The sequence below is a fragment of the Neisseria oralis genome, from assembly GCF_045062685.1.
Classification (GTDB): domain Bacteria; phylum Pseudomonadota; class Gammaproteobacteria; order Burkholderiales; family Neisseriaceae; genus Neisseria; species Neisseria oralis.
The window spans coordinates 1-22497 of sequence record NZ_JBJGEB010000007.1 but is presented as its reverse complement, the minus strand read 5'-3'; the positions used below and the strand labels follow the sequence as shown (position 1 = coordinate 22497).

The following is a 22497-nucleotide window of genomic DNA, read 5'->3' as shown; positions in this document are numbered from 1 at the left end:
ACCATTGCCCATATTTATAGCCTCTGAAACTCTTGACATATGTACAAAACTCCAATTTTAGTTACTTACTTGATAAAATCCTAAGTTTTTTATATTTTTCTTTACGGCTAATTATAAAAAATAATAGAGACATTATAAAAAAACCAAATCCAAAAGATAAGTCTGATTTTAAATTACCAATATATTTATCCTTATAAATCATAACCATTTCATCATAAGAATAAAACATCACATTATTCAACTTCAGTTCATAAACGGTCATATTCTCATCCACTTTCGCATAAATTTTATAACCATATAAACTTCTTGGATTTTCACAAAATATTTTATTTGAATCAGACTCACACCTCCCTTCTCTCTGTCTCTTTACTGCTATCCAATCGCATCTACCAGGAGCATAAAGCCCACCGCCACTTCTAGATCCATAAGATACCAAGGGCTTGTCTACATTATCACAATAAATATTTATATTCTTATCCTTCGTTTTAATATAGATTCCATCTAACCTGTCGTTATACCTATCAGGTGGAGGACGGTCATCAAATATAATTTCACCCTCTACTGAATGAAGGTTTGCGTATTTAGGTTGTTCATAAATAAAATACTCATACTTTTTTAAATTCTCGATACCGACAATCAGAAAAGGAATAGAGAAAAAAAACAAAACAAAAGAAATCTGTTTAGGGTTAAAAGAGGAGGTTTTTACCTTTTTCATGAGGATACCATTCTCTGAAAAAAAATTTTCAGCAAACCACCACATTATCATATTCCTGCAACCTATTTTTCTTTTTTAGCCAAACACCGCTTTCGATATGGTGCGTAAACGGAAACTGGTCAAACAGGGCGGCGCGTTTGACGGTGTGGGTTCGGCAGAGGGTGTCGAGGTTGGCACGCAGGGTTTCGGGGTTGCAGGAAATATAGATGATATTGTCGAACCGGGAAACCAGCTTGAGGGTTTCTTCATCGACGCCTGCGCGGGGCGGGTCGACAAAAATAGTGGAAAAACCGTAATCTTTCAACGAAATGCCCTGCTCTTGCAGGCGGCGGAATTCGCGGCTTTGGGTATAGGCTTCGGTAAATTCTTCGGCGGAAAGGCGGGCGATTTTGATGTTGTCCCTTTGGTTGGCCTCGATGTTCCACTGCGCGGCGTAAACGGAAGTTTTGGACACTTCAGTCGCTAAAACCTGACGGAAATGCTGCGAGAGCGGCAGGGTGAAATTGCCGTTGCCGCAATAAAGTTCGAGCAGGTCGCCGCCGAGGTTTTGCGCGACATCACACGCCCAGCCGAGCATTTTTTCGCACACGCGGGCGTTGGGCTGGGTAAAGCTGCCTTCAACTTGGCGGTAGCGGAAGGTTTTGCCGTTTACGTTCAGCTCTTCGGTTATATAGTCTTGAGTCAAAACAATTTTCTGCCCCCTACTCCGACCGATGACATGAATGCCCAATTCACGCGCCAAAGTTTCGGCGGCAAGCTGCCACGCTTCGCCCAGTTTTTTGTGGTAAATCATGGTAACGAGCATCTCGCCGCTTAGTGCAGACAAAAATTCTACGGCGTACCAGCGGTTTTTGAGTTCGGGATTTTGCACAGCGGCTTCGATGAGCTTGGGCATCAAGGCGTTGATGGATTCGGAGGCGGCGGGAAATTGGTCGCAGCGTATCAGGCTTGCGCCGCTCGCTTTCTGCCCGCGCTCGAACATGGCGTAAAACATTTCGCCGCCTTCGTGCCAGATGCGAAATTCGGCGCGCATCCGGTAATGCTGTTCGGGAGATTCGAAAACTTCGATTTCAGGGAAATCGAGACCTTGGAAAAGTTTTTTCAGATAATCGGTTTTGTCTCGCAACTGCTGCTGATAAGCGGTCATTTCAGGCTACTCTTTTGATTTTGAAATTTTTTCGGTTTCGGCCGGATATTCGGCACGGCACCTACACCAGCCGGTTTTCTTCCAGTTTTTTTGTTACGGTTGCCGCGTCCCAGCCGTTGCTTACCGCCAAGGTGAGCAGTGCGGTTGCGGTTTCCAAGTTGCATTTGCCTGCGGTTAACGCGCCTGCCTGCCGCAACGGGCCGCCTTGGGCGTAGACGGCGGCGGCGCAGCCTTGCGGTACCTGGCTGATGTTGAGCAGCAGCCCGCCTTTGCGGGTAAATTGCCGCACGGCTTCGATAAATTCCGGTAAGGCCGGGGCGTTGCCGTGTCCGTAGCTTTGCAGGATGAGGGCTTTGGCGCGGGTGGTTTTGAGGCCGTCTGAAAGGTCTCGGACGGCGAAACCGGGAATCAGGGTGCGGCAGGCGACTTCGGCGGCGGGATTGAGCACCGATACTTGCAGGCCGTCTGAACGGTTGTTTTCAGACGGCCTCGGCATCAGGTTTTGCCAACCTGTGTTTTCATGCCATTCTGCGACGGCGCCGAAATGGGGATTGGCGAAACCGGCGGCGGTTTCGGTGCTGACTTTGCTGCTGCCGACGGCGGGATAGAGCTTGCCGTCAAAGGCGATGACCACTTCTTTCAAACCGAGTGAAAACGCGGCGGCGGCAACGGCCAGGTTGGACGGCGCGTCGCTGCCGTCCGCATCGTAAGGCCATTGCGAACCGGTCAGGACGACGGGTTTGTCCAGCCCCTGCAATGCCAGTGCGAACAGGTTGGCGGTATAGGCCATCGTGTCCGTGCCGTGCAGCACCAGCACGCCGTCGTACTGCGGGATTTTTACGGCGAGGATGTCCAGCCAGCCGCGCCAGTCTTCCAACGTAACGGCGGACGAATCGATAAGCGGGTCGCAGATGTGCCAATCAAAGTCGAGGCCGTCTGAAAAAGGTTGCAGGGCTTTTCCGGCAAGGGCGGTATCGGGACACAGGCCGTCGCTGCCGCGGCTCATGCCGATGGTACCGCCGGTGTAGAGTACAAAAATTTTCCGTTTCATTGTATTTTCCGTGAACAGGCCGTCTGAAAGAAACTGCGAATCTTTCAGACGGCCTGTTAACCGTGTTTGACAGACTGCCGCTATTCCGAACTTTGGCCCGCGTTTTTCGCGGCTTTGGCTGCCCTGGCGGCTTTACGTTTGTCGCGCAATTCACTGAGTTTCGCGCGGAAGAAGCTGATGCGGCGACGGCGCCTCCACCAGAAAAACAGCAGCACGGCCGCGCCGATGCCAATCAACACCAGCAGCCCCGATTGCAGGCTGTGGACTTTGGCCATCAACCAATCGATGTTTTCCGCACCATACGAACCGAGATACACCCACACCGGTACGGAAATCAGGGCGGCCAGCCCGTCCATCAGGATAAAGCGCAGGTAGGAAACTTTGCGGCTGATACCTGCGGTAACGAAAACGGCGGTGCGCAGGCCGGGCAGGAAACGGGCGACGAACAGCACCCAGTTGCCGTATTTGTCGAATTTTTCCTGCACTTGGGCGTAACGCTTGGGCGTCATTACGCGGGCAACGGGCTTAAAGTCCAAAATGCGGTGCCCCCACACGCGTCCGGCAACAAACATCAGGCCGTCGCCCGCCAATACGCCGAGCATACAGACCAACACCATCATATGCGCGTTGGCTTGGCCCAGACCGGAAATCACGCCGCCGGTAACCAGTGTAATGTCTTCGGGGATAGGCACGCCGAAACCGCATGCAATCAGCACGAGGAACACGGCGGCGTAGCCGTATTGGGAGAAAAAGGCTTCTAAGAATGCAAACATCGGGCTGGGTTCCAAAAGAAAATGCGTTGGGCTTTCAGACGGCCTTTCCGTCATATCGGGCTATTTTACCAAGAGATGAGGCCGTCTGAAACGTTCGCAAGGCCGTCGGTGAAAAATAAAGGCGGCAGCCGGACGCAGAATCCGTCCGGCTGCCGTTTGGGGCGCAGGCACCGTTTATTTTTTAGAACCCTGAATGGCCGCGGCGATGCGTTCCGCACCTTTTTTGGCCCAGTCGGCCTGTTTGGCTTCGACCATCACGCGCACAACCGGCTCGGTGCCCGATGCGCGCAACACCACGCGGCCGCGCCCTTCGAGTTCTTTTTCCACTTCGGCCAATACGCCCGCCGAAGCTTCCTGCCATTTCTGGCCCTTCTGGATGCGCACGTTAATCATGGTTTGTGGATACGGCTGCCAGTCGGCGCACACGGTGGCCAAGTCCTGCCCCAAAATGCGCAGTGCGGCCAAGACTTGCAGCGCGGAAATGATGCCGTCGCCGGTGTTGTGTTTGTCCATACACAAAATATGGCCGCTGGCTTCGCCGCCGATGAGCCAGCCGCGCTGGTGGAGCTGTTCCAACACATAACGGTCGCCAACCTTGGCGCGGCAGAACTGAACGCCCTGCTCTTTGAGCGCGATCTCCATCGCCATATTGGTCATGACCGTGCCGACCACGCCGCCGATTTCGATGCCTTCGAGGGCACGGGCTTTGGCGATGACGTAAATCAGGCTGTCGCCGTCGTATACTTTGCCGTTGCGGTCGACCATCATCAGGCGGTCGCCGTCGCCGTCGAGCGCGAGGCCGTAGTCGGCTTCGTTCTGCAATACGGCCGCCTGCAACGTTTTGGGATGGGTGGCGCCGCATTTTTCATTGATGTTGTAGCCATTCGGCTCGTCGCCGATGCTGACCACCTGCGCACCGAGTTCGTGGAATACCTTGGGCGCGACGTGGTAACCCGCGCCGTTGGCGGTATCGACCACCAGCTTCAGCCCGCGCAAATCAAGGTGGTTTGGGAAGGTGGATTTGCAAAATTCGATATAGCGGTCGTCCGCACCGTTGATGCGGCGGGCGCGTCCGAGCCGGTCGGACGGCTGGGTTTTCATTTCCTCGTCGATTTTGGCTTCGATTTCCAGCTCGATTTCATCGCTCAATTTCACGCCGCCCTCGGCAAAGAACTTAATGCCGTTGTCGGAATAGACATTGTGCGATGCGGAAATCATCACACCCGCGGAAAGGCGCAGCGCACGGGTCAGATAGGCCACGCCCGGCGTGGGCAGCGGGCCGGTCTGAATCACATTGACTCCGGCAGAGGTGAAACCCGCCACCAGCGCGGCTTCGAGCATATAGCCGGAAATGCGCGTGTCTTTACCGATTAACACGGTCGGCCGGTGTTCGCTGTCATGCTGCACCAGCACCTGTCCCGCCGCGTAGCCGAGTTTCAATACGAAATCAGGGGTAATCGGGAACTGACCGACTTCGCCGCGCACGCCGTCGGTGCCGAAATATTTTTTTGCCATGTGATACTCCGTTGCTACAGATACCGAATCGGTATCTGATAAAGTTGGGGAAAATTTTTAAGGTTTTAAAATGAATTAGATACGGTTCAAAAAACTTAGTTTCAGACGGCCTGCGGCTGGAATACGCCCAGAGCCCGCCACACTTTCAACGCATCCGCCGTTGCTTTCACGTCATGCACGCGCACGATTTGCGCGCCGCGCGTCACGGAAGCCAGAGCCGCCGCCACGCTGCCGTGTACGCGTTCCGCCGCGTCTGCCTCGCCGGTCAGCTCGCCTATCATACGTTTGCGCGACACGCCGATCAGCAGCGGAAAGCCCGTTTCCGCCATCAATTCGGGCAAGTGCCGCATCAACTCGATATTGTGTTGCAGGTTTTTACCGAAGCCGAAACCGGGGTCGAGCACCAGCCGTTCTGCGGCGATGCCCGCCTCCAGACACGCTTCGGCCCGGCCGGACAGATAACGCGCCACTTCGCCGGCAACATCTCCGTATTGCGGATTATCCTGCATATTTTCCGGCAGGCCCCGCATGTGCATCAGGCAGATACCTGTGTCCGGCTGCCGCGCCAGCAGCGCCAGTGCGCCTTCGTCGGCCAGGGCGGCGACATCGTTGATAATGTCCGCCACGCCTTGTTCCAAAGCGCGCCGCATTATCTCCGTACGCCGCGTGTCCACGCTGACGGGCACATTCCATTTCGCCACTTCCGCCAATATGGGGGCCACCCGCCGCCATTCTTCTTCCGGCGGAACATAATCCGCCCCGGGCCGCGTCGATTCGCCGCCGATGTCGAGAATGTCCGCACCGTCTTTCAACAGCCGCTCGGCGTGGGCCAGCGCCGTTTTGACATTTTGCGAATACGAACCGCCGTCGGAAAACGAGTCAGGCGTAATGTTGGCGATGCCCATGATTTTCGGTTGGGCAAGGTCGATACGGAAACGCCCTGCCTGCCAGACGGACGGCTTCATGAAAATTCCTGCGGATGGTTGGGAAAACGCCATTATAGGCCGTCTGAAAAATATATGCGCACGTTTTTCAGACGGCCTCCGATTGTCAACAATCGGCCTTTGTGCCACAATCTTTCCGTGTTTTCATTATCCGAATCCGAACAAGGATGTACAAAATGTACCGCCACATCGAATATTACCCCGGCGACCCGATTTTGAGCTTGGTCGAAACCTTCAAAAACGACCCTCGCCCTGAAAAAGTCAATTTGAGCATAGGCATTTATTTCGACGACGAAGGCAAAATGCCCGTGTTGGAATCCGTGCGCCGTGCCGAGACCGCCCGCGCCGCCACGCCTGCACCGTCGCCCTACCTGCCGATGGAAGGTTTGAACACTTACCGCAGCGCGGTGCAGCATTTGTTGTTCGGCAAAGACAACCCCGCGCTCGCGCAAGGACGCATCGTTACCGTACAAACCTTGGGCGGTTCGGGCGCGCTCAAAGTCGGGGCGGACTTCCTGCACCGCTGGTTCCCCGCAGCGCGCGCCTATGTCAGCGACCCGACTTGGGACAACCACCGCGGCATTTTTGAAGGCGCCGGTTTCGAGGTCGGCACTTATCCTTATTACGACCCCGCCACCGTCGGCGTGAAATTCGACGAGATGACCGCGTTTTTCAACACCCTGCCCGAACACAGCGTCTTAATCCTGCATCCCTGCTGCCACAACCCGACCGGCGTGGATATGTCGGAACAGCAATGGGACGAAGTATTGCAAATCATCAAAACGCGCAAACTGATTCCGTTTATGGACATCGCCTACCAAGGCTTCGGCGGCGATTTGGACAGCGATGCCTACGCCATCCGCAAAGCGGTGGAAATGGAATTGCCGCTGTTCGTCAGCAATTCTTTCTCGAAAAACCTGTCGCTCTACGGCGAGCGCGTCGGCGGTTTGAGCGTGGTTTGCCCGAATAAAGAAGAAGCAGAATTGGTGTTCGGACAACTCAAATTCACCGTCCGCCGCATCTATTCTAGCCCGCCCGCACACGGCGCCTATATCGCCGCCGACGTGATGAACAGCCCCGAACTTTACGCTTTGTGGCAAAACGAGGTCTATGTCATGCGCGACCGCATCCGCGCCATGCGGCAGAAACTTTATGACGTCTTGACCGCCCAAATCCCCAACCGAGATTTCACTTATTTCATCAAACAGCGCGGCATGTTCAGCTATACAGGATTGAGCGTGGAACAAGTCCGCAGGTTGCGCGACGAATTTGCCGTTTACCTGCTGGATTCAGGCAGGATGTGCGTCGCCGGGCTGAATGCTTCGAATATTGCCTATGTCGCCGATACGTTTGCCGAAGTGCTGAAATAAACCGCGCCATGCAAAGAGGCCGTCTGAAACAGATTTTCAGACGGCCTCTCCATCTATTCTGGCGCACCCAACAGGGATCGAACCTGTGGCCTCCAGCTTCGGAAACTGACGCTCTTCCAACTGAGCTATGGGTGCGGCTCAACGAAAGCCGTAAGATTAACTTAAAAATCCCGCATTGGCAAAATTTTCTGCGCCAAATCAATAAAGCGCTACATTGCACAACAAAGCGTTCTCCCCGCCGCAAGGCCTGAAAACAAAGCGTTTCAGACAGCCCGCCTTCATTATTTTACAGATTTTTTTACAGAATTTCGGCATCAGCGATTGGAAACCCCCTGTGAATTCAGTATAATCCAGCAAAATATTGTTAATTGCATTTAACATACTAAAAAGCATCCGAACCCCGCCGTTCCCCCTCTTGCACCGCTTTGCGCCGTACTCCGGATAAGCCGGATTACCCTGCAAACGGGAAGCCGGACGACCGGTTCTCCGGATACTTCCGATTACAAACCTAAAGCACAATCCAAAACTGACGGTGAGGCCTACCAAATGAAACAACCAAGTAATATCAGAGCCGGCGGCTCGGCATTATTCAACCTTGTGAGCGGCATCGTTATCCTGCTTGCAGTCGTTTTCTTCTGCATCAAACTGGCAGGCAGCGGTTCTTTCGGAGACGTAGCTGCCACCACCGAATCCGCCACCCAGACCCGCATCCAGCCTGTCGGACAGGTTACGATGGGCGACGGCATCGCCGTCGGCGAACGCAAAGGCGATCAGATTTTCAACAAAATCTGTATCCAATGCCACGCAGCCGACAGCATTGTCCCCAATGCGCCCAAACTTGATAACAAAGGCGATTGGGCGCCCCGTATCGCACAAGGCTTCGACACCCTGTTCCAACACGCTTTGAACGGTTTTAACGCCATGCCTGCCAAAGGCGGCGCGGCCGATTTGACCGATCAGGAATTGAAACGGGTAATTACCTATATGGCCAACAAAGGCGGGGCCAGCTTCCCCGATCCTGACGCTGCTGCTCCTGCCGATGCAGCGACTTCCGGTGCGGCTCCCGCCGCCGCTTCCGCTGCAACCGACGGCACTGCATCTGCCGCGCCTGCCGCAGCAGATGCCGCCAAAGCGGAAGACAAAGGAGCGGCCGCTCCCGCCTCTAGCGGTGCGGACGGCAAAAAAGTCTATGAGGCAAGCTGCCAAGCCTGCCACGGCGGCGCCGTTCCCGGCGTTCCCCATGTCGGCAAAAAAGAAGACTGGGCACCGCGTATCAAACAAGGTAAGGACACGCTGCACAAACACGCGCTCGAAGGCTTCAACGCCATGCCTGCCAAAGGCGGCAATTCCGGCCTGAGCGACGATGAAGTCAAAGCAGCCGTTGACTACATGGCCAATCAGTCGGGTGCCAAATTCTAAAAGCCCGCTTTGAAAGCCGAAAAAAAAAAAACGCACCGTCTGCGATACGGTGCGTTTTTTTATACCCGATTGCGTGTGTGCACCGACCAAATCACGGCAAAGCGATAACGGATTTGGTTCAGACCTTGGGTGGAAACGGCGGCATCAGGCAGTTTCCGGCTGCCGTTTCCGCGCATCTTTTAATCGCCCCTCAACGGACGCGGCAGGCCGTCTGAAAATTCACTTCAGGCTGCTGATGACCCCGTTTGCGCCGGCTGCCACCGCCAATCTATACAACACGTTCTGCGGCATATCGTTGTGCCACAGGCGTGTAATATTGACGATAACGGGCAAATGGCTCGCACGCCGCACGCGCACGATGGCGTCGACGTCCAGCCGGCGGGTATGTTCCGGCTCGAAACTGAGCGTACCCGCCTCGCCCAAAATCACATGGCGGTTGCCGCGCTGGGCGATGTGTTCTGCCGCTACCAGCCAGTCGTCCGCGCGATGGTGTTTGTCTTTACATAGTACCACCGGTGTATTCAGACGGCCTACTTCATCCTGCAAGGCCCGGTTGTCCATCAATTCGCCGCCCAGATACAAAATGTCCGCTTCCGCCGCCAGCGCCGCTTCAATCTGGCGCACGTCGCGTATCCGCACCAACACCGGTTTACCTGCCTCATGCAGACGTTGCAGGCTGTCTTTCATATCCGTTTCCTGCGCCCTGCCTTTGCCGGTATCCCACCCCGTATAAGCGCGCGCAGGCAGATAAAACGGGTCGGCATACACTGCATCGGCGCGTCCGGCGGATTGCTCGTCCACGGTAATATCCAGCATCCTGCTGCCGCCGAAAGCCACGCCGCGAACGTGAATCACACTGTCTTCGGGCTGCACTTCGCGGCTGATGGTTTGCCAGTCGTTAAGAATGCGGATAACGCGCTCCACGCCCGGCAGATTGTCCAATTCGTTGGACCGGAACACCCGCTCGTCGCCGACGGCGCCGATAACCGTCCGTTCGCTGCCCTGCGAAATATGTTCGGTCAGGCCGCGGCTGCGGATAATGCCGACCACGCGGGCCACTTCCTCCGCACCCGCCTTTTTCTGCATTACAATAATCATGTCTACCCTCCCTGAAACAGGCTGTCGAATCCGGCGCGCCGCTCTGTTTGAAAACAGGGGCTGCCGCAACCGATGTTAACATAATCCGCTGTCGCCGCCGAACAACCGCCGGCGGTCGGACATCATGGCAAATTAAAGTTTTCAGACGGCCTTATGCTATACTGTCAACCGTTTTACTCTGTGCCCCTATCATGATTCGTCTGCTGCATTCTGGAAAATTCTGGCTGAAACTGGCTGCCTTTTGCATCTTGGCTGCAATTCTCGCCACCATCGGCCTGAATGTCTTGCTGCATCATGTTTTCAGCACGGATCAAGTCCGACGCCATACCGAAGCGTTCATCCGCAAAACCGGCCGTACCATCAATTTCGACCGGTCGGTCGGCCGCAGCCTGCTGCCGCGCCCCACCCTCACCTTGAAAAACGTCGTCATCAGCACACCCGACGGCAACCATCCGGCCATCCTCATCCGCGAAACAAAAATCGGCTTTGCTTGGTCGGCACTGTGGTCGGACAACGCGCCCATCGAAAAATGGGTAGTCTCCGGTGCGGACACCACACTCGAACAAACCCCCGACGGCTGGAACCTTCAAGATTTATGGCAACAGCCCGCCGGCTCCACCCCCAACCGCCTCATTATCGAAAGCAGCCGTATCAATGTGCGCCTGCCGCAGGGCAGCTACAAAATCGAAAACTTCGGCCTGAACACGCAGCGGCCCGAAGCAGGCGGCAGGCCGTTTAAAATCAACGGTACGCTCCAACACGACACGCTGCCGCTGCGCTGGCAGGGCAACGGCATCTGGCGGACGTCCGGCGGCAACTGGGAAACCCCTTCGTTCCACTTGGAAGCGGCAGGCCGTCTGAACGACCATACGCTGACGGTCAGCACTGACAGCGCTTTGCTCTGGCAACCGCAAAGCAGCACCCTTCAAGCCAGAAACTTCAACCTGCGTGCCGACAGCTCGTTCCACAACCTGCACCTGACCGCGCAAAGCCCGCTGATTACCCTGAGAAACAATCACCTGAGCCTCAACGCCCTGAGCAGCGCCTTTACCGCCGGCACATCGGAAAGCCGCTGGGACGGTTCGCTGGAGCTGGACAAAGTCAGTCTGCGCCCCAGCATCGCGGTGCTCGACAACTTCAAATTCAACGCAGGCCACAAAACCGAGCAGCAATACACCACATTCACCCTTTCCGGCCCCGCCATCTGGCAGCGCAGCAAAGGCGCGTTTTCAGACGGCCTGCGCATCAACACCCATCAAGACACTCTCGTCAAGGCTCCGCGGCCGCGCTTTATCAGCGCGTTCGAAGGTTCGTTCTCCATGCCCGACCTGAACCACTGGCAGGGTCAGTTCAAAGGCTTATTCGACCGTCAGCCCGCCGCACTGACCGTTCGATATGCCGCCGAACCGGAGCAACAGCCGCGCCTCGAAGCGGGCATCGCCCTCAGCAAACTCTCGCTCACCCCTTACTGGGACGATCTGCAAGCACATTCCGGCAAGGCTTATCCCGGATTCCTCAGCCGCTCCGGTGCGCCTGCGATTGAGGCCCAAATCAAAATCGATGCCATCACCCTGCCCGGCCTGCAACTGGACAACGTCGAAACCCTGCTTTCCGCCGACAAAGACCATATCGCCCTGAGCAACTTCAAAGCCGGACTTTACGGCGGCAAAACCGAAGGCGGCATCAGCATGGCCAACACCGAGCCGCCGTCCTACCACCTCCAACAGAACGCGCAGGGCGTACAGGTACGCCGCCTGCTGCAAGACCTTCTTACCGTCAACAGCATCAGCGGCACAGGCGATGCCGTTATCGACCTGACTGCCCGCGGACAAGACCGGACCAGCCTGACCAAAACACTCAAAGGCACACTCACGCTCAATGTTTCCAACGGCGCATGGCTGGGCATAGACATCGACAACATCATGCAAAGCGGCACCATTTCGCGCCGCGGGCACAACGGCGAAATCCCGCGTACCCCATTCCGCCGCTTCTCGCTCACCAGCACCATCGACCAGGGTATCAGCCGCCACTTCAATACCGAAGTTACATCCGACAGCCTGTTGATTGTCAGCAACGGCTTTACCGACTTGGGCAAACAAGAGTTGTCGGAAGAAATGCTGATACGCAACGCCCGCAATCCGAAGGCCAAACCCATCCCGCTCAAAATCAACGGTCCGATTAACAATCCGTCCATCACCATAGATTACAGCCGCCTGACCAACGGTCTGAGCACTCCGGCCGAAAAACAGAAAGCCCTTGAAAACACATTGAAAGAACAATGGCAATGGCTGAATCCGAACCGCGAATAACGACAAAGGCCGTCTGAAAACAAATGTTTCAGACGGCCTTTGCTTATTCTCTACACATGAGTCCGAAATGTCGCCCCCATCGCCTTTCCGAATCCTACCGCATTCACCACAATATACCGCCGGTGTTTCTGAAAACCGCCGCAAGAGCAAATTGATATGCCGTCTGAAATCAGGTTTTCAGACGGCCTTTAGAAGCTGAAGGCTGTTTGAAAAATAGAAAAGCAGCCTGCACTTGGGAGATTCAAAATGCAGGCTGCTTTGTTATGTATTAAAACTTCATTGAAGCTATATTTTCAGAGCCTTCCTCTCCAACTGCTCCGCAAAAAAATCCACAAAAGCCCGGATTTTCGGGCTGACTGCATTATCGCCGTAATAGACGGCGTAAAACGGTTTGGCTTCGTTCAAGGCGCGGTCGGACAGGAGTTCGTGCAGGTGTCCCGCAGCAATATCGGCGGCGACGGTGAAATCCGACAGGCAGGCGATGCCGTTGCCTTCCAGGCACAGGCGGCGGATGGTTTCGCCGCTGTTGGCGGACAGTTGCGGCACGGCGGCGTAAGGCGTGTGGCCGGTGTCGGCAAACGGCCAGTTGTTCAGGGTTTTGGGCTCGGAGAAGCCGATGAGGGTGTGCTGCGACAGGTCGGCGACGGTTTGGGGCGTGCCGCGGCGGGCGAGATAATCGGGCGCGGCAACGAGTTTCAGACGGCTGTCAAACAGATGGCGGGCGCGCAGGGCGGAGTCGTGCAGGCTGCCTGCGCGGATGGCGATGTCCACGCGCCGCTCGATGAGGTCGATGTAGCCTTCGGACGAGGTGAGCAGCAGCGACACCTGCGGGTGGCGTTCGCAGAACGGGCGTACCAGCGGAGCGACGAGGTGCAGCAGCGTGGGCGTGGCAGAATCCACCCGAAGCACGCCCTGCGGCGCGCCGCCTGCGGAGAGGATTTCGGCTTCAGCAGCTTCAATGTCGTGCAGTATCTGCCGCGCGCGCTCGAAAAAGCGGCAGCCTTCTTCGGTAAGCCGCAGTTGGCGCGTGGTACGGTTGAGCAGGTTGGCGGAGAGTTTGTCTTCCAGCCGCTTCACGGTACGGCTGACGGCGGAGTTGGCCAGCCCGAGCCGCTCTGCCGCGCGGCTGAAACTGCCGCTTTCCACCACCTGCACGAACACGGCCAGTTCGTCTGAATGGGTTTTCATTGTTGCTTTTCCTAGAAAAGTGTTTTGCAATTATTGCTGTTTTCATTATAAAGCATCGGGGTATAATAATGCTTTTTCAACGCAATTATTTGAGGAACAAACATGAATATTCTGTTAATTGACGGCGGCCAACATTTCGGCCATTCCGTCGGCCGCCTGAATCACACGCTGCACCAAACCGCGTGCAACACGCTGAACGCACTCGGCTATGCGGTGAAGGAAACCGTGATTGAAGAAGGCTACGACAAAGATGCCGAGGTGGAAAAATGGCTGTGGATGGACGCGGTGGTTTGGCAGATGCCCGGCTGGTGGATGGGCGAGCCGTGGACGGTGAAAAAATATATCGATGAAGTGTTTACCGCAGGCGTGGGCGAGAACAAGCTGGTGGCCAACGACGGCCGCCACCGTGTAAACCCGACGGAAGGCTACGGCACGGGCGGCTTGCTGCATGGCAAAAAACACATGATTTCATCCACTTGGAACGCGCCGATTGAAGCGTTTACCCGCGAAGGCGATTTCTTTGAGGGCGCGGGCGTGGATGGCGTGCATTTCCATTTTCATAAAGCCAACGAGTTCCTCGGCACGACGCGGCTGCCCTCCTTCATCTGCAACGATGTGATCAAGAATCCGCAGGTGGAGCGGTATTTGGCGGATTATCGGGCGCATTTGGAGAAGGTGTTCGGTAGAGGGTAGAAGCCGTAGGTCGTGCATTCATGCCCGACCTACCGACACTGAAAAGCACACGCCAGAAACAGTCCGAACCCTACTTTCAGACGGCCTGAAAATAAGGACGACATGCCAGACGCCATGCTTTCTCCAACGCATATATTACTGCCCTATGCGTCTCGCCCGTCGGCTTGGAAAAGAAGTATTCTTCAGTGTGATGAGGATAAAATCCGCATTTCTCCAGCACGCGTTGCGAAGGGGTATTTTCCTGATAAGTTCCACCCCAAAGCCGCACCAGAGACAATTCCTCAAAAGCATAGGCGACCACTGATTGCACCGCTTCGGTTGCATAGCCCTTTCCCCAAAAATCTTCGCCCAGCCAATAACCTATTTCCGCTTCACGGTCGCTCAGTGGTAGGATGCTATCGTTTTGAAAAAGCAGGCCGATGCTGCCTATCGCTTTATTATCGTCCAAGCAAATGGCAAAACTATGCGCCTTTCGGAGGACGTGTTCAATAATCTCACGGCTTTCCGCCACGCTGGTATGAGGAGGCCAGCCGCACATGGCCCCTATTTTAGGGTTGCGGGCCTGTTCATACACCGCTTCGGCATCGGTCAGCGCCCAAGGGCGGAGGATTAGGCGGGATGTTTTTCGTGTTTCCATGCTCAAAAATGCCTAATATTGTTTGGAAATTTTGTTGAAACACTGCTTTCAGACGACCTTCCAAAAGGTGCAGGCTGCCTGAAACGCCTGTTTTTACAACCCCAATTCCCCCCAAATCTCATCAATAAAATTGTGTTTCCTGCATGTGCCCGTCTGCTTCCAGCGTTCGGCGGTTGAAGACTTTGCGCCACGGATTGAACAGCCCTTTGGTGCGGATGGTGATGTCGTGCGGGCATTGATTGACGATTTCCACCGTCTGCCCCATCGGTTGCGACAACGCGCCAGCAAGCGGGAAAGCGGCGATACGGGCGGATAATTTCACGGTGATCCTTTCAAATCGGGGTTTGGGTCCTGCTATGGTTGGATACGTTTATAATCTCGGGATAAAAAAACGATATAATTGCATGCTGGATAACAGAATCCAAACCAATAGCAGACAAAATAAGGAATCCACCCCCCTTCTTCATTAAGAATATATATCGAGAAACAAATACTGTATAAACAGAAAAAACTTAGGAGATAAAGCCATTTCATCCCCCTATTTAAGAATCTGGCCAAGATAGGTATTTTGTATTCTAAAAAAAAGAAAGACATATCCAAGGGAAAAATGCTAGATAAAAATTTTTGTTTATTTTTTACTATAAATAGAACCCTACTTCTCAAGAGAAAACCATTAATAATACCAATTACCATTATTAATATATAAAGAATAGTATAGGTATGAATAATCTTCATTAAACAAAAAGTGGAAACGGCAGATAAATTACATAAGATAAATTGGAATATAAAATATTTACGGTCTAAACCTTGTTCGATTGCAATTTTTTTAAAATTGCCTTGCACAAAAAAATCAAAGGAATTCATTGACTATCCATTAAAATAAAAACTGAATGATATCGAACGCATATAAAGTATTACCTGTAATTTATTTAAAACAGCAGCCGTAGGTCGGATACTTATATCCGATAAACCGTTATGCCGAACATATCGGATTCGAGAATCTGATTTACGACTGCTGTTTTTCGTGTTTCTATGCTCAAAAATACCTAATATTGTTTGGAAATTTTGTTGAAACGCTGCTTTCAGACGGCCTTCCAAAAGGTGCAGGCTGCTTTCTGGTTAGGGAGGTGCAAAAAGCAGCCTGCACTTTGGTTTACAACCCCAACTCCCCCCAAATCTCATCAATCTTAGCCGTAACCGCAGGGTCTTTTTTGATCACCCGTCCCCATTCGCGGTCAGTTTCGCCTGGCCATTTGTTGGTTGCGTCCAAACCCATTTTGCCGCCGAGTCCGCTGACGGGGCTGGCAAAGTCGAGGTAGTCGATGGGCGTGTTTTCCACCAACACGGTGTCGCGTACGGGATCCATGCGCGTGGTTACCGCCCAGATGACTTCTTTCCAGTCGCGCACGTTCACGTCGTCATCGACCACGATGATGAATTTGGTGTACATAAATTGGCGCAGGAACGACCAGCAGCCCATCATCACGCGCTTGGCGTGTCCGGCGTACTGTTTTTTCATGCTGACCACCGCCATGCGGTAGGAGCAGCCTTCAGGCGGCAGGTAGAAATCGGTGATTTCGGGAAACTGCTTTTGCAAGAGCGGTACGAACACTTCATTCAACGCCACGCCCAAAACGGCGGGTTCATCGGGCGGTTTGCCCGTGTAGGTGGAGTGGTAAATCGGGTTTTCGCGCATGGTGATGCGTTCGACCGTGAATACGGGGAAATGATCCTGCTCGTTGTAATAGCCCGTGTGGTCGCCGTATGGACCTTCCAACGCGGTTTCGTTTGGATGAATCACGCCTTCCAGCACGATTTCTGCGCGTGCAGGCACTTGCAAATCGTTGCCGATACATTTCACCAGCTCCGTCCGCGATCCGCGCAGCAGTCCGGCAAACTGGTATTCGCTCAAGGTATCGGGGACGGGCGTTACCGCGCCCAAAATGGTGGCGGGGTCGCAGCCGAGCACGACGGCGACGGGATACGGCGTATCGGGATTGAGTTTGCGGAATTCCTGATAATCCAGCGCGCCGCCGCGATGCGACAGCCAGCGCATAATCAGCTTGTTTTTGCCGATTAACTGTTGACGGTAAATGCCTAAGTTCTGACGTTTTTTGTGCGGGCCCCGCGTGACGGTCAAGCCCCATGTTACCAGCGGCGCAACGTCTTCCGGCCAGCAATGCTGAATCGGCAGTTTATACAAATCAACGTCTTCACCTTCCCACACGATTTCCTGACACGGCGCATTTTTCACCACGTTCGGCGCCATACTCCAAATGTCTTTCAACAGCGGCAGTTTGGAAAACGCATCTTTGATGCCTTTGGGCGGTTCGGGTTCTTTCAGATACGCCAGCGTCTGCCCGATTTCGCGCAGCTTGGACACGCTGTCCGCACCCATGCCCATCGCCACGCGTTCGGGCGTGCCGAACAGGTTCGCCAACACGGGATAATCGTAGCGCGTGCCGTCGGGCTTAATCGGGTGCTCAAACAACAACGCCGGCCCTTCGGCACGCAGCACGCGGTCGGCGATTTCGGTCATTTCCAAATGCGGGGAAACGGGATGCGCAACGCGTTTGAGTTTGCCTTGCTGCTCGAGCATAGCGATGAAGTCGCGTAGGTCTTTGTATTTCATGGTTCGGCTTTCAGACGGCCTCAATAATGATGCACGGTATTATAGCGGTTTTGCGTTGTTATTCCGATAAGGCGGGATAAATGTGTCCAACGCCGCCAAATTAACCGACCGCGCCAAAATCGGCACGGAAAGAATGCGGTATCACCGCCATATGTCCGGCGGAGGCAAGATATAGTAAGTACGGTTTTTCATGACCGGTAATGTATTTTACAAGAGTCGTCATTATACCTCCTTCGATCCCGCCCGTCGGCTTGCCTCCCTGCCGTTTTGTGCTACAATACGCCCTTACCTCGGAGGGTCTGTAGCTCAGGGGTTAGAGCAGGGGACTCATAATCCCTTGGTCGTGGGTTCGAACCCCACCGGACCCACCAAAAATACATAAATCAAACAATTGGTTGCACTTTCACTTGGCGCAACTTTTTTATTTTGCATTTTCTTGTGTGCCCAATTTGTGCCTACACCGGCAACCACCGCATCTTTTGCCTCCATCAACGCATTCTTAACTTTTTCAGACGGCCTGCAAACTATTTGATTACCTGCCATCCGATTTGTACGTTTACGTCCTACCTAAACAAACACTTTGTTAACATACGGGGTGTGCGATATAATTCCTATGTCAATTCATCCCTTAAAATTATTTCTTGGAGCAAAGTTATGGCTACATTTTCCAAACTTTTACTGATTTCCGCCGCCATCGCCCTGACAGCCTGTGCCAACAGCGGTCACAGCTCTTCCGCCGACGCCGGCGGCAATCATACATCCGCAACAACCGCAACCAATTCGTCCTCAGCCTGCCGAAGCATCGGTGAGGGCCGAAAAATCAATAACAAGGGCCAAAACGACGGTTATATGTGCAAAGCCAATACCGCTCTGAGTTCCGAAGAAGCCAAATCCGTATTGGATCCCAATATCCGCGTTTCCTATGGCAATACCAGCGGTGCGACCCTGACCTCCCGCCAAGTAGCCAACGCAGTCGGCAAAAGCCCCGATGAAACCTGCCAACGTGCCTTCCTGAGCGCCGTCAAACGCTTCCAAAGCACTGCCCAACGCCGCAACAAACATGCCGTTCAGGTAGTCAGCTATTTTGACAAAAGAACCGTTGGCGGCAGCGAATACGAATGCCACATCGGTACTTGGAACAGCCGCGTAGTCTTAAAAGGCAGCATCAACTAAATTTGTCCCGACACAAAAACAAAACCATCGGATATTTATCTGCCGATGGTTTTGTTTTAGCCGTTTTTTGCTTTCATCCTCATGACCGACCGTATTCTGCGCTGTCTGCTCGGAGACCCGTTGCTGGCCGCTTCCTATCGCAATAATTTATTGAATTCACACGACCGGCACCGCATCGAACATGCTCCACAATTGGCTGAACGCACCGATTGGAAAGTCAGCCGTGCATTGAAACAACTGGCAGATTCCCCCGTTGTTTCGCTCAGCCATAGCAAAGGTTTTGCCGCCCTTTTGTGTACCGATTGCCCGATACCCGCCGGAGTAGATTTAGAAGCTGTCCGTCCGCGCGACTTCAGATCGCTGTCCGAATGGGTATGTACCGCCGAAGAACAAGAATACCTCTGCCGCCACAACTGGCAGGCGGAAATATTCTATCACTTATGGTGTACCAAAGAAGCCCTGCTGAAAGCCGCTGGATTGAATTTCCCTGCCGATATGGCAAACGTCGGTTATCGGTTTTACGGCAATGAAGTTGGCGGATTACGTGTACCGCACCAAAATGGCTGGCACGGCATTACTGCCCGGCTGACCCCGGACTTTACCTTAGCCTGCGTCTGGCGTGGCGAAGATGTCCGAATCGATTGGCTTTTTTACGGCGACTTGAATGTTGATAGTCTGGGCAAACTAGAGGCCGTCTGAAAAAGGTTTCCCTGCTTTTCAGACGGCCTCATCATGACTAAATCTGTCATTCGGTTGCTAATAAGCCTGCCAGCGTTTGAACACTAACGAAGTATTCACGCCGCCGAAAGCGAAATTGTTGCTGACTACATAATCCGTTTCGATTTCGCGGCCGCCGCTCAAAATATAGTCCACCTTGCCGCAGCGCGGGTCGATGTCGTTCAGATTGACGGTTGGGGCAAACCAGCCGCTGTTCATCATTTCGATGGTGAACCACGCTTCCAGCGCACCGCACGCGCCGAGCGTATGGCCGAGATAGCTTTTTTGCGAACTCATGGGAATGAATCCGAACACGGCTTCGGTCGCCAGCGTTTCGGCAATATCGCCTTTTTCAGTCGCCGTACCGTGGCCGCTGACGTAGCCGACTTTGTCAGGCGTAATGCCCGCGTCTTGCAGCGCGAGCTCCATACATTTCTGCATGGTTTCTTTTTGCGGCTGGGTAACGTGGCTGCCGTCGCTGTTGGCACCGTAGCCGACGAGTTCGGCATAGATTTTCGCACCGCGCCGTTTGGCGTGTTCCAATTCTTCCAACACAAAAATCCCTGCGCCTTCGCCGATGACCAAGCCGTCGCGTCCGTTGTCGTAAGGACGCGGGGTCAGTTCGGGTTCGCCGTTGCGGCGGCTGGCGGCGTAGAGCGAGTCAAAGACATAAACTTCGGACGGACAAAATTCTTCGCCGCCGCCCGCCAGCATCATGTCTATCATGCCGTATTTAATCGCCTCATAGGCATAGCCTATGCCTTGGCTGCCGGACGAACACGCGCTCGATGTCGGGATGATGCGCCCTTTCAATCCGAAAAAGATGCCGATATTGGCGGCGGTCGTATGCGGCATCATGCGCACATAAGTATTGGCGTTGAAATTGCGCGATGTGCCGGTATTCAGAAGTTCGCCCATATCGCCGATGTCTTTGGTACTGCCGACAGACGAACCGCACGCCACGCCCATGCGTCCGTCGGTAATGCTTTCGTCGCCAAGCAAACCTGCGTCCGTCAGGGCTTGTTCCGCCGCATCGACACACAGATGCGACACGCGTCCCATGCTTCTGAGCTGCTTGCGCGTCCAATGTTGGGGCGGAGTGTAGCCTTCAATCGGCGCACCCAGTTGCGCTTCCAATTCGGGGAAACGTTCGCGCCAATCCATGTATTTGACGGCATTTTTTTCAGCTTTAAACGCCGCCTGTATGCTTTGCCAATCGCGGCCGAAGGCGGTAATGCCGCCTATGCCCGTTACTACGACTCTTCTGGTATTCAACACAAACCTCCGTTCACCGCAATCACTTGGCGCGTGATGTACGCCGCTTTTTCATCCATCAGGAAGCGCACCGCATGCGCCACTTCTTCCGGCAGCCCCATACGCGCGGCGGGGACGGCTTTCAAAATTTCTTCGACGGGTACATTTTCATCGACAATCTCCGTATCGATTAAACCCGGCGCCACGCAGTTGACGGTGATTTTGCGTTTCGCCAGTTCGACCGCCAAGGCTTTCGCAGCGCCGATCAAGCCCGCCTTGGACGCGCTGTAATTGACCTGCCCGCGGTTGCCGGTCAAACCGGACACCGACGCCATACACACAATCCGTCCGGCTTTGCGGCGGCGTATCATCGGCATGGTCAACGGGTGCAATACATTATAAAAACCGTCCAAATTGGTACGCAGCACCAAATCCCAATCGTCGTCTGAAAACGCGGGGAAGGCATTGTCGCGCGTCAGTCCGGCGTTCAACACCACGCCGTAATACGCGCCGTTTGCTTCGATGTCGGCAGTCAAAATATCGCGGCAGGCTGCACGGTCGGACACATCAAACTGCAACACCCTCGCCTGTCTGCCCAAAGCGCGGATTTCTTCCGCTACGGCTTCGGCTTCATCGCGGCGGCTGCGGCAATGAAGGACGATATCAAAGCCGTCCTCAGCCAAACCGAGTGCGACGGCTTTGCCTATGCCACGGTTGGAGCCTGTGATTAAAATGGTTTCGGTCATGGAGTTTTTCTTTCGTTTGAGCTTAACGGGTTACTTAAAAAATTATTTTTCAGACGGCCTGTTGCAGGTACTTCGCCAACGACCTCTCATTATAGAATCTGTCCCGTCCATGATTGCTCCAATCGAACCAGAACCCCGACGTCATACATATTGCCTATATTCAAGATGCCATACATACAAAAAATAAATAGCCAATCTGTTTGCGTGCATCTTTACAAAATTTGAACGCAGTGTCGTCATTTGCCAAAATCACCCAATTAAATTTGCCGAGACTATCTTTGCGTGCTAGCTTGGCCTCCTTTCTTTTCCAACCTTCGCATCTTTCGGACTGTACACATTCAGGGCAGCCCGCACCAACAAGCCGTCAGTAGGTAACAAATGTTTTATCATTTCCGGTGCGTCAGTCCAGCGCAGCTCACAGTCAAACACCCCCATACCATTGTTGTCCTGAGTGGAAACTTTGGCTGTTGCCAATAATTTTGTTCCAATTGGAATATTTTCTGCATACAAGTCCAATCTGCGCGTTCCTAATAAAAAACCCAGCTTCACTTGTTCATTTGCTAATAAAGCTTGTATTCCCGCAAATGCACCGATGGACTGCGCCATAATCTCCATTCCTGCCGTTGAGGGCAAGGCGCCATCATGCAAAAGAATATGTTTTTCATCTACCCTCGCCTCAACATAAACATAATCATCACCATACTCAAGCACACGATCGATAAGAATCATATGCCCGCTGTGTGGTAACAGAAAGGCAGGATTTTCAATAGGACAAGTAAAATTGAACATGAAAATTGACAAAGCCGTCTGAAATTGACTCATAAAGGCAGTATTATAACGAATTACCGTGTTACATCATATCTATCTATAGATTTTTCATAAACTTAAAATAATTCAGAAGCGAAACAAGCGGCCATAGTCAAGAGTTGTTTCTGACTTGGCAGTTTTGCGAAGCCGAAGCGCGCCGTAGGCCGGTTCCCTTACCGAGTCTCCAACACGTAAAGGGCATTTGCGGAAGCCCGCATGTTGAACATCGTTGGCCATGATGGAGCTGGCATATAAGAAGCTGGGCAAACCGCAGCTGGCAGCGGACAGCAGACGCATTCTGGCCGGCAA

Annotated in this window: 22 protein-coding genes, 2 tRNA genes and 1 pseudogene; 8 read left to right on the top strand and 17 right to left on the bottom strand. The window is 53.7% G+C overall.

The genetic code is table 11. The features are described from left to right. Positions 1 to 61 precede the first annotated feature (61 nt). The 6 genes from ACI43T_RS07740 to folP all read right to left on the bottom strand — a co-directional run bounded on the left by ACI43T_RS07740 (position 62) and on the right by folP (position 6166). Positions 62 to 760: a hypothetical protein gene (locus tag ACI43T_RS07740; RefSeq protein WP_405386307.1), complete on the bottom strand. Its 699-nt coding sequence runs from the start codon at positions 758 to 760 to the stop codon at positions 62 to 64. After that, positions 744 to 1862, bottom strand: a complete 1119-nt coding sequence (gene trmA, locus ACI43T_RS07735) for a tRNA (uridine(54)-C5)-methyltransferase TrmA (protein ID WP_405386305.1) — start codon at positions 1860 to 1862, stop codon at positions 744 to 746. The genes ACI43T_RS07740 and trmA overlap by 17 nt, the downstream gene beginning before the upstream one ends. Positions 1863 to 1923: 61 nt before the next feature. Next, positions 1924 to 2913, bottom strand: a complete 990-nt coding sequence (locus ACI43T_RS07730; RefSeq protein ID WP_405386303.1) for an asparaginase — start codon at positions 2911 to 2913, stop codon at positions 1924 to 1926. A gap of 80 nt (positions 2914 to 2993) precedes the next feature. Then, positions 2994 to 3686 carry a DedA family protein gene (locus ACI43T_RS07725; RefSeq protein WP_405386301.1) on the bottom strand — a complete coding sequence of 231 codons (693 nt, stop codon included), beginning with the start codon at positions 3684 to 3686 and terminating at the stop codon, positions 2994 to 2996. Positions 3687 to 3860: 174 nt separating this feature from the next. Further along, positions 3861 to 5201: a phosphoglucosamine mutase gene (glmM, locus tag ACI43T_RS07720; RefSeq protein ID WP_009174125.1), complete on the bottom strand. Its 1341-nt coding sequence runs from the start codon at positions 5199 to 5201 to the stop codon at positions 3861 to 3863. 101 nt (positions 5202 to 5302) lie between these two features. Further along, the gene (gene folP / locus ACI43T_RS07715) at positions 5303 to 6166 is read right to left on the bottom strand and encodes a dihydropteroate synthase (protein WP_405386299.1); all 864 of its coding nucleotides are present in this window, start codon (positions 6164 to 6166) and stop codon (positions 5303 to 5305) included. 155 nt (positions 6167 to 6321) lie between these two features. Between folP and ACI43T_RS07710 the strand changes: the two genes are divergently transcribed. Then, entirely contained in the window at positions 6322 to 7515 is a 1194-nt protein-coding gene (locus tag ACI43T_RS07710) for an amino acid aminotransferase (protein WP_405386297.1), read from the top strand. A gap of 59 nt (positions 7516 to 7574) precedes the next feature. Here ACI43T_RS07710 and ACI43T_RS07705 read toward each other — a convergent pair. Further along, positions 7575 to 7650: transfer RNA gene (locus tag ACI43T_RS07705), tRNA-Arg, on the bottom strand. Positions 7651 to 8061: 411 nt separating this feature from the next. Here ACI43T_RS07705 and ACI43T_RS07700 point away from each other — a divergent pair. Then, positions 8062 to 8934: a c-type cytochrome gene (locus ACI43T_RS07700; RefSeq protein WP_405386295.1), complete on the top strand. Its 873-nt coding sequence runs from the start codon at positions 8062 to 8064 to the stop codon at positions 8932 to 8934. Positions 8935 to 9153: 219 nt separating this feature from the next. On the opposite strand, the gene ACI43T_RS07695 is transcribed toward ACI43T_RS07700, so the two are convergent. Then, on the bottom strand, positions 9154 to 10032 hold the full coding sequence (locus tag ACI43T_RS07695; RefSeq protein WP_009174129.1) for a chorismate mutase: 879 nt from the start codon (positions 10030 to 10032) through the stop codon (positions 9154 to 9156). Between the two features lie 191 nt (positions 10033 to 10223). On the opposite strand from ACI43T_RS07695, the gene ACI43T_RS07690 reads away from it, so the two are divergent. Beyond that, positions 10224 to 12341, top strand: a complete 2118-nt coding sequence (locus ACI43T_RS07690) for an AsmA family protein (RefSeq protein ID WP_377080259.1) — start codon at positions 10224 to 10226, stop codon at positions 12339 to 12341. A 285-nt stretch (positions 12342 to 12626) separates the two neighbouring features. On the opposite strand, the gene ACI43T_RS07685 is transcribed toward ACI43T_RS07690, so the two are convergent. Further along, the gene (locus ACI43T_RS07685; RefSeq protein ID WP_405386292.1) at positions 12627 to 13529 is read right to left on the bottom strand and encodes a LysR substrate-binding domain-containing protein; all 903 of its coding nucleotides are present in this window, start codon (positions 13527 to 13529) and stop codon (positions 12627 to 12629) included. A gap of 102 nt (positions 13530 to 13631) precedes the next feature. Here ACI43T_RS07685 and ACI43T_RS07680 point away from each other — a divergent pair, with 102 nt between their 5' ends. Then, positions 13632 to 14222, top strand: coding sequence for an NAD(P)H-dependent oxidoreductase (locus ACI43T_RS07680; RefSeq protein ID WP_405386290.1), 591 nt, complete (start codon positions 13632 to 13634; stop codon positions 14220 to 14222). A gap of 76 nt (positions 14223 to 14298) precedes the next feature. On the opposite strand, the gene ACI43T_RS07675 is transcribed toward ACI43T_RS07680, so the two are convergent. The 5 genes from ACI43T_RS07675 to ACI43T_RS07655 all read right to left on the bottom strand — a co-directional run bounded on the left by ACI43T_RS07675 (position 14299) and on the right by ACI43T_RS07655 (position 17714). Next, entirely contained in the window at positions 14299 to 14859 is a 561-nt protein-coding gene (locus ACI43T_RS07675) for a GNAT family N-acetyltransferase (protein ID WP_405386288.1), read from the bottom strand. A 121-nt stretch (positions 14860 to 14980) separates the two neighbouring features. Beyond that, positions 14981 to 15181, bottom strand: a complete 201-nt coding sequence (locus ACI43T_RS07670; protein ID WP_377080251.1) for a hypothetical protein — start codon at positions 15179 to 15181, stop codon at positions 14981 to 14983. 32 nt (positions 15182 to 15213) lie between these two features. Beyond that, the gene (locus ACI43T_RS07665) at positions 15214 to 15723 is read right to left on the bottom strand and encodes a hypothetical protein (RefSeq protein WP_405386286.1); all 510 of its coding nucleotides are present in this window, start codon (positions 15721 to 15723) and stop codon (positions 15214 to 15216) included. A 289-nt stretch (positions 15724 to 16012) separates the two neighbouring features. Next, positions 16013 to 17491: a 4-hydroxy-3-polyprenylbenzoate decarboxylase gene (gene ubiD / locus ACI43T_RS07660; RefSeq protein ID WP_070613632.1), complete on the bottom strand. Its 1479-nt coding sequence runs from the start codon at positions 17489 to 17491 to the stop codon at positions 16013 to 16015. A gap of 100 nt (positions 17492 to 17591) precedes the next feature. Continuing rightward, positions 17592 to 17714: a hypothetical protein gene (locus ACI43T_RS07655; protein ID WP_377081797.1), complete on the bottom strand. Its 123-nt coding sequence runs from the start codon at positions 17712 to 17714 to the stop codon at positions 17592 to 17594. 72 nt (positions 17715 to 17786) lie between these two features. Between ACI43T_RS07655 and ACI43T_RS07650 the strand changes: the two genes are divergently transcribed. From ACI43T_RS07650 to ACI43T_RS07640, 3 genes are all read left to right on the top strand, one after another. Beyond that, positions 17787 to 17862: transfer RNA gene (locus ACI43T_RS07650), tRNA-Ile, on the top strand. Between the two features lie 283 nt (positions 17863 to 18145). Beyond that, complete coding sequence (locus ACI43T_RS07645) at positions 18146 to 18664, top strand: hypothetical protein (RefSeq protein WP_297957396.1); 519 nt, start codon at positions 18146 to 18148, stop codon at positions 18662 to 18664. Positions 18665 to 18745: 81 nt separating this feature from the next. Further along, positions 18746 to 19363 carry a 4'-phosphopantetheinyl transferase family protein gene (locus ACI43T_RS07640; protein WP_405386283.1) on the top strand — a complete coding sequence of 206 codons (618 nt, stop codon included), beginning with the start codon at positions 18746 to 18748 and terminating at the stop codon, positions 19361 to 19363. 57 nt (positions 19364 to 19420) lie between these two features. On the opposite strand, the gene ACI43T_RS07635 is transcribed toward ACI43T_RS07640, so the two are convergent. The 3 genes from ACI43T_RS07635 to ACI43T_RS07625 form a co-directional block, all read right to left on the bottom strand. Then, on the bottom strand, positions 19421 to 20659 hold the full coding sequence (locus ACI43T_RS07635; protein ID WP_377081790.1) for a beta-ketoacyl-ACP synthase: 1239 nt from the start codon (positions 20657 to 20659) through the stop codon (positions 19421 to 19423). Next, positions 20653 to 21381, bottom strand: coding sequence for a 3-oxoacyl-ACP reductase FabG (fabG, locus tag ACI43T_RS07630; protein WP_293276817.1), 729 nt, complete (start codon positions 21379 to 21381; stop codon positions 20653 to 20655). The genes ACI43T_RS07635 and fabG overlap by 7 nt, the downstream gene beginning before the upstream one ends. Before the next feature lie 285 nt (positions 21382 to 21666). Next, positions 21667 to 22170, bottom strand: coding sequence for an ApeP family dehydratase (locus ACI43T_RS07625; RefSeq protein ID WP_405386280.1), 504 nt, complete (start codon positions 22168 to 22170; stop codon positions 21667 to 21669). 244 nt (positions 22171 to 22414) lie between these two features. Here ACI43T_RS07625 and ACI43T_RS07620 point away from each other — a divergent pair. After that, positions 22415 to 22497, top strand: a pseudogene (locus ACI43T_RS07620) (outer membrane protein assembly factor BamD); the annotation flags it as partial.

What these genes read in the sequence shown, in the direction of transcription:
- ACI43T_RS07740 (WP_405386307.1), bottom strand. Translation starts at nt 760, where the DNA reads ATGTGGTGGTTTGCTGAAAATTTTTTTTCAGAGAATGGTATCCTCATG.
- trmA (WP_405386305.1), bottom strand. Translation starts at nt 1,862, where the DNA reads ATGACCGCTTATCAGCAGCAGTTGCGAGACAAAACCGATTATCTGAAA.
- ACI43T_RS07730 (WP_405386303.1), bottom strand. Translation starts at nt 2,913, where the DNA reads ATGAAACGGAAAATTTTTGTACTCTACACCGGCGGTACCATCGGCATG.
- ACI43T_RS07725 (WP_405386301.1), bottom strand. Translation starts at nt 3,686, where the DNA reads ATGTTTGCATTCTTAGAAGCCTTTTTCTCCCAATACGGCTACGCCGCC.
- glmM (WP_009174125.1), bottom strand. Translation starts at nt 5,201, where the DNA reads ATGGCAAAAAAATATTTCGGCACCGACGGCGTGCGCGGCGAAGTCGGT.
- folP (WP_405386299.1), bottom strand. Translation starts at nt 6,166, where the DNA reads ATGAAGCCGTCCGTCTGGCAGGCAGGGCGTTTCCGTATCGACCTTGCC.
- ACI43T_RS07710 (WP_405386297.1), top strand. Translation starts at nt 6,322, where the DNA reads ATGTACCGCCACATCGAATATTACCCCGGCGACCCGATTTTGAGCTTG.
- ACI43T_RS07700 (WP_405386295.1), top strand. Translation starts at nt 8,062, where the DNA reads ATGAAACAACCAAGTAATATCAGAGCCGGCGGCTCGGCATTATTCAAC.
- ACI43T_RS07695 (WP_009174129.1), bottom strand. Translation starts at nt 10,032, where the DNA reads ATGATTATTGTAATGCAGAAAAAGGCGGGTGCGGAGGAAGTGGCCCGC.
- ACI43T_RS07690 (WP_377080259.1), top strand. Translation starts at nt 10,224, where the DNA reads ATGATTCGTCTGCTGCATTCTGGAAAATTCTGGCTGAAACTGGCTGCC.
- ACI43T_RS07685 (WP_405386292.1), bottom strand. Translation starts at nt 13,529, where the DNA reads ATGAAAACCCATTCAGACGAACTGGCCGTGTTCGTGCAGGTGGTGGAA.
- ACI43T_RS07680 (WP_405386290.1), top strand. Translation starts at nt 13,632, where the DNA reads ATGAATATTCTGTTAATTGACGGCGGCCAACATTTCGGCCATTCCGTC.
- ACI43T_RS07675 (WP_405386288.1), bottom strand. Translation starts at nt 14,859, where the DNA reads ATGGAAACACGAAAAACATCCCGCCTAATCCTCCGCCCTTGGGCGCTG.
- ACI43T_RS07665 (WP_405386286.1), bottom strand. Translation starts at nt 15,723, where the DNA reads ATGAATTCCTTTGATTTTTTTGTGCAAGGCAATTTTAAAAAAATTGCA.
- ubiD (WP_070613632.1), bottom strand. Translation starts at nt 17,491, where the DNA reads ATGAAATACAAAGACCTACGCGACTTCATCGCTATGCTCGAGCAGCAA.
- ACI43T_RS07655 (WP_377081797.1), bottom strand. Translation starts at nt 17,714, where the DNA reads ATGACGACTCTTGTAAAATACATTACCGGTCATGAAAAACCGTACTTA.
- ACI43T_RS07645 (WP_297957396.1), top strand. Translation starts at nt 18,146, where the DNA reads ATGGCTACATTTTCCAAACTTTTACTGATTTCCGCCGCCATCGCCCTG.
- ACI43T_RS07640 (WP_405386283.1), top strand. Translation starts at nt 18,746, where the DNA reads ATGACCGACCGTATTCTGCGCTGTCTGCTCGGAGACCCGTTGCTGGCC.
- fabG (WP_293276817.1), bottom strand. Translation starts at nt 21,381, where the DNA reads ATGACCGAAACCATTTTAATCACAGGCTCCAACCGTGGCATAGGCAAA.
- ACI43T_RS07625 (WP_405386280.1), bottom strand. Translation starts at nt 22,170, where the DNA reads ATGTTCAATTTTACTTGTCCTATTGAAAATCCTGCCTTTCTGTTACCA.